Source organism: Clostridium sp. K04, from assembly GCF_019734375.1.
GTDB classification, from domain to species: domain Bacteria; phylum Bacillota; class Clostridia; order Clostridiales; family Clostridiaceae; genus Clostridium; species Clostridium saudiense.
On the sequence record NZ_JAASHD010000004.1, the window covers coordinates 59,494 to 74,985 of the forward strand.

Genomic DNA, 15,492 nt, shown 5'->3' on the forward strand with positions numbered 1-15,492 from the left:
CATAAAAGAAGGAAAATTAATATACTAATGAATATAGGTTGTTTTATTATACCTAGAAAAGTATAAATTAATTGAGGGTGTGAAAAATAAATGAATGTGGATTTTCATGTCCATGGTTTGTTAAGCAAGCGGAAAGATTTCAATAAAGATTTTTTTATGAATGAGATATACTTTTCAAAAGATAATGGATTAGATGCTATAGTTTTATGTGAGCATTTTAATGCTAAGGATTTTTTAGTAATTTATGATTTCTTAGAAAAAAACTATACTTATGATGGAGATAGATATATTATCGATGGTATTTCAGTATTCCCAGCTATGGAAGTAAGTGTGAAAAACAAAGGTCATGTGATACTTTGTGGGGATAGAGAAAGCATAGTAAATATATATAAGTCCCTTGAAACTTTTAGGGAAAAAGAGAACTTAATTGATTTAGAGGAATTATTGGATTTAGCAGAAGTATTTAATTTACTAAAAATAGGTGCACATCCATGTAGAAGAGGACATAAATTATGTAAGCATCCTCATGAATTATTAAAAAGACTTGATGCATTAGATTTAAATGGAAAAGATATATTTAAAAAAGGTGAAGGAATTGCCAGAGATGAAGTTATTAATTTATCTCAAGAGTTAGGCTTAAATATAATAACTGGCAGTGATAGTCATACTCCAGTCCAACTTGGAGGAATATATACTAGTTTAAATAAAGAATGTAAAACAATTAAAGAACTTAAAGAGTGTATCAAAAATAATGATTATACTATTGAAATAAACTCCGCACTTAATTTTAAAATATTTTCTTCAAAGATATTAAAGAGATATTTATTAAAAGCTGATACTTATGATAAAAATACTGAATTTAAAATTTAAATAAAATTAATTTATAAGCTATCTTTTGATATATAATAAAAGATAGCTTTTTGTTATATATTTGCTTTATAATTTTTAAAGAGAGAAAATTATAAGATTACATAATTATATAATTATAGACTATATAAAATATGGCAAAGATAATTAATATAAATAATTAGATAAGGAAGAAGAAATCATGGAAAATATTGAAGAAACATTTAATGAAATTTTAGCTTGTGATATTCAGGAAGCTATGAAATATGCAAGTGATGGATTTAAAAAGAATGGGAATCCAGAATATTTAATATATACTGGACATTGTTATTTAGTTCAGGGGTGTTTTGAAGAGGCAATTGCAGCTATAGATTTAGCCTTTGAATTAGGATGTGATTATATTGTTTATGGATATAATGTAAAAGGTGAAGCTTTATTAGAACTAGGACTTTATGCTGAAAGTAGAAGATGCTTTGAAAGAGTCTTAAAAGAAGAGGAAGAACAATATTTAGCTAATACATTTTTAATAGAATTAGATATTAGAGAAAAGCTTTATGTAGATGCAATAAATAGATGTATTGATTACATGGAAAAATATGAATGTGATAATATACAAATTTCAAATTTTAAGTGTATAATTGGATGGACATATTTAATTGATTTAAATAATAGTGAATTAGGAAAAGAAGCATTAGTAGAATCAATCCAAGCAAATGATAAATGTGGTAGATCTTATACAGGGCTTGGGATTTATGAAGCAAATAATAAAAATTTTGAAAAAGCAATTATGTATTTTAATAAAGCTATAGAAATAAATAAGGATGATGGTGAAAATTATTTTGCATTAGCTATATGTTGTAAAGAGTTGAAAAAATATGATTGTATTGAGGAGTATTTAATAAAAGCAAATACTTTAGAACCTGAGGATAATAGAGTTATTGAAGAATATGCTTATGAATTGTTAAGACAGGGTAGAAATAGTGAAGCAATTGAATACTTTAAGGAAATAATTGATGATAGTTTAGATAGTGAAGAAATTAAAAATTTAATTATTGATTTAGAGAAAAATGAAGAAAATAGAGAAATAGAATAGAATACATAAAAGGCAAATGATAAAATTTATAGATATCATTTGCCTAAATTATTATTTTTTATCGAAACTTCCACAGTTAGTTTCAGTATAAAGATTTGCTTCAGAGCCATTTACTTGAATAGAAGAAAGGGTACAAAGACAATTTTCATTATGTTCACAACTACTTACTTTACAAACTAAACAATCGCAAGGACCTGAACTTTCTGAAGAGTTAGTAAGATCACTATAATGCTTTTTATCTAAAAAAGACCCACAACATGTATCGTTTTCAGTTGATGAAGCCATTCCGCCTATATCAACACGATTTGAAAAACAAACTCCTGAATTGTTATATGAACAATTACATACATCACAATTAATTTTTGCCATTTTTATATCTCCTTAAAAATAAATTATTAACTAAAATATCTGTCTAATAAGCCTTTAAATGCTCTTCCATGTCTTGCTTCATCCTTACACATTTCGTGGACTGAATCATGGATAGCATCTAAGTTATGTTGTTTTGCCAAAGTAGCAAGTTTCTTCTTTCCATCACATGCTCCAAATTCAGCTTCAACCCTTGCTTGTAAGTTAGCTTTACTGCTTGGAGAAACAACTTCACCTAACATTTCTGCAAATCTACTAGCATGATCAGCTTCTTCATAAGCAATTCTTTTGTATGCTTCTGCAACTTCTGGATAACCTTCACGATCTGCAGCACGTGACATTGCTAAATACATACCAACTTCGGTACATTCGCCGGTAAAATTGGCTCTTAATCCTTCGATGATTTCTTCATCAACATCTTCAGCTAAGCCAATTCTATGTTCATCAGCCCAAGCCATATCACCTTTCATTTCTTCGAATTTACTGGCAGGTGCTTTACATACTGGACAGACTTCTGGTGGAGTATCGCCTTCATGAACGTACCCGCATATTGTACAAATAAATTTTTTCAATTAAAAATACCTCCTTAATATCATATAAACAATAAACATCTATATTATTATTTCACGCATGAAATTTAATATTCATTTGAAAAATTTAGAATATTTAATTGACTTTTGATCTAAAAATATATAATATTGTAGGATATACTATATAGTAAGAGGAGAAAAAGATGGCAAAAGATAATAGCGGAAGCGAAAATTTTCATTATAATAATGTAGAAAAAAAAGATAAGAATTTTATGTATAAAAACTTTAAAAGAAGTAATTGCTATAATTGCAATTTTTCAAATTCTAATTTTAATTTTGCGACTTTTAGAGGTGCTCATTTTAAAACTTGTAGTTTTATTAAGGGAAGTTTTGAGGGGACGGAATTTATTGGAACTAATTTAAAAAATAGTAAATTTAAAAATTCAAAATTCAAAAATGCCATTTTTGAGGGTGCAAATTTAGATGGTGCAGATTTTAAAGAAGCTATATTTGAGAATACAATATTTTTAGGATGTAAATTAGAGAAGGCTAGAAATTTTAATAAAGAATTAGAAGGTGTAAGAATTTTTGATGAAATGCCAGTAATGGAGTTAAGTGTAGAATTAAAAGCAGCTTTAGAAGATTTCATGGAAAATATATTTGTTAAAAACTCAAGAATATTTGATACTAAAGATGGTGGAATTAATACATTAACATTAATGATTTTGTTAGAAAACTTTAGCGAAAGTGAATTGATTCAAGGATTTGATAAAATAAAATCCAAAATAGATAGAGACTTTTATACAATAAGTTATATTATAAGAATGATAAAAAAAGAATTAGTATAAATGTATAATTTAAGATAAAATTCAAAAAGAAATATTATATCGATGGGAAAATTTTAAAATTTTCGTAGATATAATATTTCTTTTTTTATAATTAAAATAATAATTTTAATTACTTTAAAAATCAAAAAAATAGTTGGAAAACACCCATTAAAATTATTATTAGTGCAGATAATAATCCAGAATATTTACCAAAAATCTTAGAAAGGAAGCTGTTACCTATTTTAAAACCAATGATTAAAATTAAAACACTAAATATAAAAGTAAAGGCAGTTGTAAGTGGTATACTAATTCCAGACATACTTGCACCAATACCTAATGCAAAGTTATTTATACTTAAAGCTAATGCTAGAGAAACAGCCTCTTTTAATTCAATATTACCAGAACCATCTATGTCTGCTGTTTTGTTTTTAGTTAATATTTCATCATAATTTAAAGAATCTATTAAATCATTATTTATATCATCACTATCTGTTGTATCACTACTAAGGCTTTTTTGATCTTTATAATAATCTATTGTCATCCAAATTCCAACTGCAATTAAAAGTATTGCACCTATATAATTGCAAATATATCCGGGAATAAAGTTGCCTAATATAGCACCAAGAAGCATAGATAAAAATGTACCTAAAGTAACTATTAAAGCTATGATTATATTTATACTAAATTTGATTCTAATTTTTTTTATTCCATAAGCAATTCCAATAATTAAGCTGTCCAAACTTGCTGAAAATGCTAATAAAATAGAAGAGAATATAAACATATGTTGCTCCTTATTTCATAATTATATTAATTAGTATATTCAAAGATAAAAAGTTAGTTACTTAGACAAAAAAACTTTTAAAATCCGATAAATAGCATAGTATGTTTATATAAAAATACAATTATTTCCAGATATAATAACAAAAAATTAATAAATAATTAAAGAAATTTATAATTATTGTTTAAGATAACCAAATAATATATACTAAGATATGACATAAATTATGAATTGAAAAGGGGTGGCAAAGATGTCGGGATATATTCAGTTTAAAAATGTAAAAAAGAAGTATAAAATGGGAGAAGTAGAAATTGAAGCATTAAGTGGTGTTGATTTTTCTGTTAATAAAGGTGAATTTGTAGTTGTTGCAGGAGCCAGTGGAGCAGGAAAATCTACAATACTAAATATTTTAGGTGGTATGGATACGGTATCATCAGGACAAGTAATTGTTGATAATAATGAAATAAGTAAGTATTCGCAAAAGGAACTAATTACATATAGAAGATATGATATAGGATTTGTATTTCAATTTTATAATTTAGTTCAAAATTTAACAGCTCGTGAAAATGTAGAATTAGCAATCCAAATATCAAAAAATCCTTTAGATATTGATAAAGTATTAGATTCAGTAGGATTAGCTAATAGAAAAAATAATTTCCCATCTCAATTATCAGGTGGTGAGCAGCAAAGAGTTGCAATAGCAAGAGCTATAGCAAAAAATCCAAAACTTTTATTATGTGATGAGCCTACAGGAGCATTAGATTATAATACAGGTAAAGCTATTTTAAAATTGCTACAAGATACTTGTAGAAAAAAAGGGGTAACTGTTATTATAATTACACATAATTTAGCATTAACGCCTATGGGGGATAAGGTTATAGAAGTTAGGAATGGAAAAATACAAAAGGTAACCATAAATGAAAACCCAACTCCTGTTGAAAGGATTGAATGGTAATGATAAAAAATGCTTTATGGAAAGATATTTTTAGAGATATCAAAAAATCTAAAGGAAGATTTATTTCAATTGCATCTATAATTGCGTTGGGAGTAATGCTATTTACTGGTGTTAAAATTGCACCAATTGATATGAAAAGTACAGCTGATAAATATTATGATGATTATAATTTAATGGATTTAAAAATAATATCGACATTAGGTTTAAGTGATAATGATGTTAATGATATTAAAAATATAGAAGGTGTCTTAGGAGTTTATCCAAGTAAGACTATAGATGTATTGTCAAAGCATGGTTCAGAAGAAGTTGTAATAAGAATTCATAGTTTGCCAAGTGATAATTTAAATGATAGTAATGAAAATTACATTAATAGGCTTAATGTAGTAGAAGGAAGACTTCCTACAAATGAAAATGAATGTGTAATTGCAAATGAAAAATTTAAAAGTTTAAATATGAAAATTGGTGACAAGATAACACTTTTTTCTGGGGATAATACTGATATTAATGAGTCATTAGAAAATGATGAATATGAAATAGTAGGAATAGTAGAAACACCATATTACTTAAGTAATCAAATTGGAAGCAGTACAATAGGTAACGGGAATGTTAAAACTTATATGTATATAAATGAAAATAATTTTAAAAGTGATATTTATACAGAGGTTTATGCAACGGTTGATGGCGCAAGGAATATTAATTCTTATGAAAGTAAATATTTTGATATAATAGATAAAACAACTGCTTCAATAGAAGATATTTCATCTAAAATAAATAATAGAAGATATGCTGAAGTAATAGATTCTGCTAATGTAGAGCTAGATAATGGTAAAAAGGAATATGAAGATAAAAAATCAGAAGCATTACAACAAATTGATGATGCAAAGAAAGAAATAGAAAATTCTAAAAATACATTAGTTCAAGCTGAAAGTGAAATAAGTACTAAAGAACAACAATTAAAAGATTCTATAAAATTAGGAAAAGAAAAAATTAATGTTGCAGAAGAAGAGTTGAATCAAAAAGAAGAAGAGTATAATATTGGGTTAAGTACATTTAATGATGCAAAAAAAGTAGCTGAAGAAGGTTTTGTAAAAGCAGAGGAAAATATAAAAGAATCTGAAGAAAAATTAAATGAGTTAAAAAAACAAAAAGATAGTTTAGAACAAGCTTTAAGTAATGAAGAATTATCACAAGAAGAAAAAGAAAGAATTACTCAAGAAATAAATAGTATTAATTTTTTAGTACAACAAGGGATAGATAAATTAAGTGAAGGAAAAGCACAACTTGAAGAAAAAAAAGAGGAATTGGTAAAACAGGAAGAGAGCCTTAAATCTGTACAGATTCAGCTTGCAACAGGAAGAGAAGCAATAAATTCCTCTAAGAATTCTTTAATTGAAGCTCAAAATAGTGGAATAGCTCAATTAGAAGAAGCAAAAGCACAATTAATTGAAGGTAAAACAAAGATTCAAGAAGGTGAAAAGGAGCTTTTAGAAAAAGAAAAGTTGGCAAATGAAGAGCTAGCTAAAGCAGAAGAAGAGATTAAGAAAGCTGAAGAGGAAATTGCAAAAATTAAAAAGCCAGAATTATATGTATTAGATAGAAAATCTCATTATTCTTATGTGGATTTTGAAAATAATGCAAAGAGTATTGATAAATTATCCAATGTATTCCCAGTATTTTTCTTTATTGTTGCAGCCTTAGTTTGTTTAACAACAATGACTAGAATGGTTGATGAGCAACGAGTAAATATAGGTACTTTAAAGGCATTAGGATATAGCAAAGGTAGCATAGCTAAAAAATTTATAGTATATGCATTGTTAGCTAGTACAATTGGATGTATTATAGGTGTTGTATTAGGGTTTACAGTACTTCCACTTATAATAATAGATGCCTATAAAATATTATATATTTTACCTAATGTTAACTATGTTATTAATATTCCACTTGCAATTCTTGTTTTTGTAGCGGCTATAGGTCTTACTACATTTGCGACATATGCAGCTTGTAGAATTGAATTGATGGAAACACCTTCAGTACTTATGAGGCCAAAGGCACCTAAAGAAGGTAAAAGAATTTTATTAGAAAGAATACCGTTTATATGGAATAAACTTAATTTTATTGGAAAAGTTACTGTAAGAAATATTTTTAGGTATAAAAAGAGATTTTTAATGACTGTAATAGGAATAGCAGGAAGTACGGCATTGTTACTTACTGGTTTTGGTATTAAAGATTCTATTAAGGCTGTCGTTTCTAAACAATATGGGGAATTAACAAAATATGAAATGGCTTTGAATCTTGATAATAATATTAGTGATGAAGAGTTTAGTAGTACAAAAAATGAAATAAGTGAAGATGAAAATATAGAAGATTATTTATTTGTAACAAGTGAAAATAGTAAAGTTATAGCTAAGGATATGAGTAAAGATGTTTCACTTATTGTTTCAAATGATAATGATAAGTTTAATAATTTTGAATTATTGAGAAATAGAATAAGTGGGGATATTATTGAACTTACAGAAGAGAATGTTGTAATATCTGAAAAGCTTGCAAAGCTATTGAATGTTAAAGTTGGTGATGAAGTAGAAATTACTAATAATAATGATAAAAAAGGAAAAGTAAAAATTGGATCAATAGCTGAAAGATATGTAAATAATTATATTTATATAAGTGAAAAATATTATGAAGAAGTATTTAATGAAAATGCTAAAATTAATAGTATTCTATTAAAGTTAAATAAGGAAAGTTTAGTAAATGAAGTTTCAAATAAATTTATTACTATGGATGGAATATCTGGAACTGTAAATAATACAAGCGCTAAGCAAAATTTTGATGATACAATTAAATCACTAGATTTAGTAGTTATTGTAATGATCTTATGTGCAGGTTCATTATCCTTTATAGTGCTTTTCAATTTAACAAATGTTAATATTTCTGAACGTATAAGAGAAATAGCCACAATAAAAGTATTAGGATTTTATGATAAGGAAGTTTCGGCTTATATATATAGGGAAAATATATTGTTAACTATAATTGGTTTAATTGTTGGACTGGGATTAGGTGTTGTATTTCATAAATTTATTATAGTAACTGTAGAAATGGATTACGTTATGTTTGGAAGAAATATATCATTATTTAGTTTTATAATAGCATCAATATTAACTATGATATTTGCATTACTTGTAAATTTTGCAATGTATTATAAATTAAAAAATGTCCAAATGGTTGAATCATTAAAATCTGTAGATTAAAGCAAATTAGATGTGTAATTAGATTTTACACATCTAATTTAATTTTTTAGATAAATACCGTTTAATAGTCTAAATTCCTTTGGTGTTAAATTATATTTTCTCTTAAATAGTTTATTAAAATATGATAAGTTATCAAATCCTACTTCTAAAGATATATCCATAATTGCATTATTGGATGTAGTAAGTAAAATAGAAGCTTTTTCTAAGCGATAATTATTTATATATTGAATACAAGTTAAGCCTATATGTTTTTTAAAAAATCTCATAAAGTGATATTCACTATAATCACAAATATTTGCTAATGTGTTAATAGAAATATCTTCAGTATAATGTTCATTAATATAATTTAATACTGACTTAATTTTATCCATAGTATTAACAGTTAATAAGCTTTTATTGATTTGCTGTTCAATTAGATTATTTTTATAAAGAAGTGCAAAGAAATGAAATAAAAATGATTTTAATTCCAATTCATATGCAATATCCTTTTCGTAGTAGCAGTAAAGTATATTTTCTATTAAGTTAAATATAGTATTATAGCAAGGGCTAGTTCCTTTTATAAAAGTAGGAAGTTCATGCTCATGATTTAAAATTGGTGATATATATTTAAGTAATGCACCGTCAGTAGTTGAACTTTTAAGCATGTCCATATTAAATACAAATGATATCCAAGTCATTGTATTATCTTTAATTAATGAAAAAGAGTGAAGTTTTTGAGGTCCCACAATTAAAATATCACCTTTATTAATTATAAATGAATCTAAATCAATTCTATAATTACAACTTCCATCTATAACTATAATAACTTCTATTTCTTCATGCCAATGAACAGCAATTGAAGGAAAAGTTGGACTTATAGTACCCTTATATATAGAAAATGGTAAAATAAAATTCCCATGAGTAGTATTTTCTTTTAATCTTGTAAAATCTAATTTATCCATATAATCTCCAGTATAGCAGTATTGTTTTATTTAGTGATAGTATACTGCAAGTATTTTATATTTCTAATTATTATAATAACATTATAATAGTAGTATTTAAATAGAATAATTCAATTGGTATAAAGGGGATAGAAGTACTATGTTAGGAAAAATATTAGGTTATGAAGTAAATGGAAATTTAATATTAGTAAATTATAAAGATATTCAATGTACTGTTACTATGGTTAATGAAAGAGTAGTAAACTTTTTTGCACCATTTTTTAGAAAAGAAAGAAATTCGAAAGCGGTAGAAAATTTAAAGTGTGAAAATATTGAGTTTAGTGTAGAAAAAAATGAAGGATGTTTAAATGTAAAAACTAAATTATTAGATATTAGAATTTACGATGATTTTAAAGTTGATATATTTAAATCAAATGGAGAAGCATTATGTAGAGACTTTAGGGGAGAAAGAAAACCTTTTAGAAGATTAGGAGCAAATTTTTCGTTAGCTGCTGAAGAAGGACATAAATTGGAAGGGCACGAAGAGTATAAAATATATGTATCAAAAGTAATGGAAAATGATATGTATTTTTATGGTTTAGGGGAAAGAACAGGATCATTAAATAAAAAAGGATATCATTATAGAAATTGGAATACGGATGATCCAACACCACATGGAGAAACATATGCCCAGTTATACAAATCTATACCATTTTTAATTACAATGAAGGATAAAGAAGCATGTGGTATTTTCTTTGATAATCATTTTGAAAGCCACTTTGATATGGGAAAGGAAAACTCAAATTATTACTATTTTGGAGCGAAGGATGGAAATTTAGATTATTACTTTATTTATGGACCAGAAGTTAGTAAGGTTGTAAACGAATATACTAATTTAACTGGCAAAACACCATTACCACAAGTTTGGACATTAGGGTATCAGCAATGCAGATGGTCTTACGCACCGGCAGAACGAGCTTTAGAAATTGCGAAAACTTTTAGGAAAAAGAATATACCATGTGACACAATTTATTTAGATATTGATTATATGGATGGTTTTAGAGTGTTTACATGGGATAATAAAAAGTTTGAAAATCCTAAAGATTTTACAAATCAATTAAAGGAAATGGGATTTAAAGTTGTAACAATAATTGATCCAGGGGTAAAAGTAGATAAAGGATATAAGGTTTATGATGAAGGTATAAAAAATGGATATTTTGCAACAGATAAAGATGGAATAGTATATAAAAATGTTGTGTGGCCAGGAGATTCTGTTTTTCCAGATTTTATGAATTCAAATGTTAGAAAGTGGTGGGCAAATAATCAAAAAATAATGATTGATGCAGGGGTTGCAGGAATTTGGAATGATATGAATGAACCAGCTAGTTTTAATGGACCATTACCTGATGATATAATTTTTGATAATGATGGTACAATAGTTACTCATAAGGAAATTCATAATGTTTATGGACATATGATGGATAAGGCAACATATGATGGAATTAAAGAATTTACAGGTAAAAGACCTTTTGTAGTAACTAGGGCATGCTATGCTGGTACACAGAAATATGCTACAGTTTGGACTGGTGATAATCAAAGTACATGGGAACATTTAAGAATGTCTTTACCAATGCTAATGAATCTTGGGCTTAGTGGTATGGCTTTTTGTGGTACTGATGTTGGTGGATTTGGACATGATTGTACAGCTGAGCTTTTAAGTAGATGGGTTCAAGTTGGTGCATTTACACCATTGTTCAGGAATCATTCTACTATTGGTAGTAGAGAGCAGGAACCATGGGCATTTGGTAATGAGACAGAAGAAATTAATAGAAAATATATTAAATTAAGATATAAGTTTATTCCTTATTTATATGATATGATGCACAAATGTGAAGAAAATGGAGCTCCAATTATAAGACCGTTATTATATGATTATCAAAATGATAAAAAGACATATGAAATTAATGATGAATTCTTATTTGGTGATAATATATTAGTTTCGCCAGTGGTTGAACAAGGATCAAGGCAAAAATTAGTTTATCTTCCAGAGGGAAATAATTGGATTGATTATTGGACAGGAACAGAATTTGAGGGTGGGCAATATATTATTAAAGAAGCACCTTTAGATATTTGTCCTATTTATATTAAAGCAATGTCAATTATACCAACTAGCAAAGATGTAAATTATATAGGTGAAAAAGATAATGAGTGTTTAAATTTAAATATTTATTTATCTAATAAAAAGGGTATTGGAAATTATAATAATTTCCTTGATGATGGGGAAAGCTTTGATTATAAAGAAGGAAAATTTAATAAATATGAATTTAACTTTGAGTTAGGAGAAGCATTAAATATAGAAATGAAAGAAAAAATAGGATATGAAAAAGTCTATAAGGAAATTGAAATTATAGTTCATAATTTTGATTGTAGTAAAAAAGTATTCTTTAATGGAAATGAAGTTGAATTAATAGATAATAAATTAAAAATTAAATTATAAATTAGTTAATCTTACAATGCTTTATAGCATTTTGTAATTTTATAAATTTCCATCTTAAATTTATGAAGCACTAGGTTTTTATAAAACTGGTGCTTTTTTATGTTTAAAAGAAACTAATAATATTTATGTAAAAAAATTATACCTTGCATGACTTATAATAATAAATATAAAATTTAGAAGTTTATTTATTAGTAAGAATAGTGTTAACTGTAATGATAAGATATGTTATAATAATTTATTACTTTAAGATAATGAGGTGAAAATATGAACTTAAGAAAGCTATTAGATGCAGTATTGGCTTTAGGATCTAATATTAGTATTAAAGAAGGTAAAGAAATTCATAAGTTAAAATTAGTAACAGGCATGACAAGTAAAAGCATTGATGGTGTTTATCATATATATTCAAAAGTGAAAGAAGAGGATGACTCTAAAAGCTATAGTTGTCATATAAAATATAATTTAAAAAATGAAAAAGTTAATGGTGCAACTTGTACATGTAGTACTTATGAGGAATTTTCAAAACATAAAAATAATTATGTTTGTAAACATATAATAGCAAGCATATTTTCATTTTATATAATTGCTAAAAATAAAATAAAAAAAAGTAATAGAAGTAACAATACAATACAAAATAAAATAAATAGATCAGATAATTATAAAAAAGAAATAAAATTAGATTTAGATATAAAAAGTATTAAAGAAAAAAATATATTTATGTTTGATGTTCAATTTAGAATTGGTGAAGGTAGTACTTATTTGGTGACCAAATTAAATGAGTTTTTTCAGGCTATGGAAAATAAAAGTCCTTTAAGGATTAATGGAGAATTTTTATTTAATCCTTACAATATGTATTTTTCTGAAAGTGATAAGGAGCTTTTATCATTTGCAATTGATAGATTTAAAGAAAATGATGAAGTTAAAATAATTGAAGGTAAATATTTAAGATTAAAAAGTAATGAAATTAGAGACTTCCTATCGTTAGTTAGTAGTGATAAAAAAGTAAAATTTAATTATGATTATATTAACTATGAAACTTTTGTGTATAAAGAAAATTTACCATTATCATTTACTTTGAAACTAGAAAATGATAGTGTTAATCTTACTACTAAAAAGAAACTACCTATACCTTTGAGTAATAAATTTGATGTTTTTCTTTACGATAGAAAAATATATTTACCAAGTATTAGTGTTGCAAACTCTTATTTTGGATTTTGGAAGGAACTTAAAAGACAAGGAAAGATAGAATATTCTAAAGAAAGTAATGAGTTAATAAAGGTAATAAAAGTTTTAAGTGAAATTAGTAGCGATGTTATATTATCAGAAGGAATAAAGAGAATATGTAGAAGATTTTGGAAGCCTAAGCTAAGTTTTTCTACAGAAAATAAATTAGTTAAGTGTAAAGCAATAATAAACTATTTTGGTAAGAATATAAATATTTTAGAAAATGATAGTATTGAGTTTTTTAGAGATTTGACCTTGGAAGATGAAATTGATAGAAGACTTGAAAGATTAAGATTTATAAAGAAAAATAAAGACTATATTTTTATTGGAAATGATTATGAATATTATGAATTTTTAACTGCAGGAATAAATGAGCTTGCTTTAATTTCTAAAGTAACTTTCAATAAAAGTTTTGAAAAATCTAATTTACTAAACTCAAAAAATATAGAAGCTATAATTGAAGATGAAGAGGACAACTTATACTTTAAATTTAATATAGAGGATATTGATTTTAGTGAATATAAAGACATTTTAGAAGCTTTAAAAGATGGAAGGAAGTATTATAAAAGTAAAAAAAGTAGACTAATTAATTTAAAAGATATTGGTATGAAGAATTTTCTAAATATGCTTGATAATTTATCTTATAGAAAAGACTTAAGTCAAGGAATATTAGAAGTAGATAAAAATAAAGCTTTATTTTTAGAAAATAGCATTGAAGGAAATAATTTATCCTTTATTAGAGGCAATAAGATAGTGAAAGATATTGCAGATAAATTATCTAATCGTAATGAAACGGAAATAAGTCAAGTGAAAGGATTTAATGGACAATTAAGAAACTATCAGTTAGTTGGAGTAAATTATTTAAAGGCTTTAAGTAATTTAGGGTTTGGTGGAATTTTAGCTGATGAAATGGGATTAGGTAAAACAATACAAATTATTTCATTTCTCTTAGAAGAGAAGAATTTAAAAGAGGATAATAAAAAAAGCCTTATAGTTGCACCTACATCACTTTTATATAATTGGAAGGCTGAATTTGAAAAATTTGCGCCACAGATAAAAGTAGGAATAGTACATGGAAATAAAAATGTTAGAGAAAAAATATTAATGAACATAAATGAGTTTGATGTATTGATTACAACTTATGGAACGATTAAAAATGATATAGATTTTTATGAAAATGAAGTTTTTGATTATTGCATAATAGATGAAGCACAAAATATAAAAAATCCTAAAGCGCAAAATACCAAGGTTATTAAAGAAATAAATGCAAAAGTTAAATTTGCTTTAACAGGAACTCCTATTGAAAATACTATTGTTGAATTATGGTCAATTTTTGATTTTATAATGCCAGGATATTTATTTGATGAAAGTTCTTTTAAAGAAAAATTTATGCATAGAGATGAAGATGAACTAGAAGAATTAAAAATTCTTATTAATCCATTTATATTGAGAAGATTGAAAAGAGACGTTATTTCTGAATTACCAGAAAAAATTGAAAAAAAATATTATGTTCAAATGACATCTGATCAAAGACTTGCTTATAAAAATTATATGAAAGACGTTAAGCTAAGTATTAAAAATGGCGAAGAGGATAAGGTTACTATTTTTTCTTACTTAACAAGATTAAGACAGATATGTCTTGATCCATCATTAGTAGATGAAAATTATAACGGTAAAAATGGGAAAATTAATACGGCTATAGATATAATTGAGGATATAATTGAAAGTAAATATAAAATATTAGTTTTTTCGCAATTTACATCAGTATTAAAAAAACTAAGAAAAGAATTAATAGAAAGAGGAATTGAAAGTAAATATCTTGATGGAACAACAGTTGCAAAGGAAAGAATAAGCTTAGTTAATGAATTTAATGAAAGTAAAGAGCCACAAGTATTTTTAATTTCATTAAAGGCTGGAGGAACAGGATTAAATTTAACATCTGCAAAATTTGTAATGCACATGGACCCATGGTGGAATCCTGCAATTGAAGACCAAGCTACTGATAGAGCTCATAGGATAGGGCAAAAAAATATAGTTGAAGTTATTAAGTTAATTGCAAAAGATACCATAGAAGAAAATATTATAAAGTTACAGGAAGATAAGAGAGAAATAATTAATAGTGTTATAAGTGATGATAGCTTAAATATAAATAATATTTCAAAGCTAACAAATGAAGAAATTTTAGACTTATTTAAATAAAGACTATAGTTTTAT

General features: G+C 25.8%; 11 protein-coding genes. 7 read left to right on the top strand and 4 right to left on the bottom strand.

Annotated features, from left to right (window positions below):
* Positions 1-156 precede the first annotated feature (156 nt).
* On the top strand, positions 157-870 hold the full coding sequence (locus HCG70_RS02995; protein WP_242833215.1) for a PHP domain-containing protein: 714 nt from the start codon (positions 157-159) through the stop codon (positions 868-870).
* 178 nt (positions 871-1,048) lie between these two features.
* Positions 1,049-1,939 carry a lipopolysaccharide assembly protein LapB gene (locus HCG70_RS03000; RefSeq protein ID WP_221697466.1) on the top strand — a complete coding sequence of 297 codons (891 nt, stop codon included), beginning with the start codon at positions 1,049-1,051 and terminating at the stop codon, positions 1,937-1,939.
* A 51-nt stretch (positions 1,940-1,990) separates the two neighbouring features.
* On the opposite strand, the gene HCG70_RS03005 is transcribed toward HCG70_RS03000, so the two are convergent.
* Together HCG70_RS03005 and HCG70_RS03010 are read right to left on the bottom strand one after the other, a co-directional pair.
* Positions 1,991-2,308, bottom strand: coding sequence for a DUF1540 domain-containing protein (locus tag HCG70_RS03005; RefSeq protein ID WP_055275133.1), 318 nt, complete (start codon positions 2,306-2,308; stop codon positions 1,991-1,993).
* Positions 2,309-2,334: 26 nt separating this feature from the next.
* Entirely contained in the window at positions 2,335-2,877 is a 543-nt protein-coding gene (locus HCG70_RS03010; RefSeq protein WP_055275131.1) for an NADH peroxidase, read from the bottom strand.
* A gap of 161 nt (positions 2,878-3,038) precedes the next feature.
* Here HCG70_RS03010 and HCG70_RS03015 point away from each other — a divergent pair, with 161 nt between their 5' ends.
* Positions 3,039-3,683 carry a pentapeptide repeat-containing protein gene (locus tag HCG70_RS03015; RefSeq protein WP_055291335.1) on the top strand — a complete coding sequence of 215 codons (645 nt, stop codon included), beginning with the start codon at positions 3,039-3,041 and terminating at the stop codon, positions 3,681-3,683.
* Positions 3,684-3,804: 121 nt separating this feature from the next.
* On the opposite strand, the gene ytaF is transcribed toward HCG70_RS03015, so the two are convergent.
* Positions 3,805-4,443, bottom strand: coding sequence for a sporulation membrane protein YtaF (gene ytaF / locus HCG70_RS03020; protein WP_042393919.1), 639 nt, complete (start codon positions 4,441-4,443; stop codon positions 3,805-3,807).
* A gap of 247 nt (positions 4,444-4,690) precedes the next feature.
* Between ytaF and HCG70_RS03025 the strand changes: the two genes are divergently transcribed.
* Both HCG70_RS03025 and HCG70_RS03030 read left to right on the top strand, forming a co-directional pair.
* Entirely contained in the window at positions 4,691-5,395 is a 705-nt protein-coding gene (locus HCG70_RS03025; RefSeq protein ID WP_055291337.1) for an ABC transporter ATP-binding protein, read from the top strand.
* Positions 5,395-8,640 (top strand): ABC transporter permease, encoded by a 3,246-nt coding sequence (locus HCG70_RS03030; RefSeq protein WP_221697467.1) that lies wholly within the window; start codon positions 5,395-5,397, stop codon positions 8,638-8,640. The genes HCG70_RS03025 and HCG70_RS03030 overlap by 1 nt, the downstream gene beginning before the upstream one ends.
* Before the next feature lie 38 nt (positions 8,641-8,678).
* Here the strand turns inward: HCG70_RS03030 and HCG70_RS03035 are convergent, their stop codons facing one another.
* Positions 8,679-9,581 (bottom strand): AraC family transcriptional regulator, encoded by a 903-nt coding sequence (locus HCG70_RS03035; protein ID WP_042393926.1) that lies wholly within the window; start codon positions 9,579-9,581, stop codon positions 8,679-8,681.
* Positions 9,582-9,720: 139 nt separating this feature from the next.
* Between HCG70_RS03035 and HCG70_RS03040 the strand changes: the two genes are divergently transcribed.
* Positions 9,721-12,057 carry a glycoside hydrolase family 31 protein gene (locus HCG70_RS03040; RefSeq protein WP_042393929.1) on the top strand — a complete coding sequence of 779 codons (2,337 nt, stop codon included), beginning with the start codon at positions 9,721-9,723 and terminating at the stop codon, positions 12,055-12,057.
* A gap of 264 nt (positions 12,058-12,321) precedes the next feature.
* Entirely contained in the window at positions 12,322-15,477 is a 3,156-nt protein-coding gene (locus HCG70_RS03045) for an SNF2-related protein (RefSeq protein WP_221697468.1), read from the top strand.
* Positions 15,478-15,492: the final 15 nt, after the last annotated feature.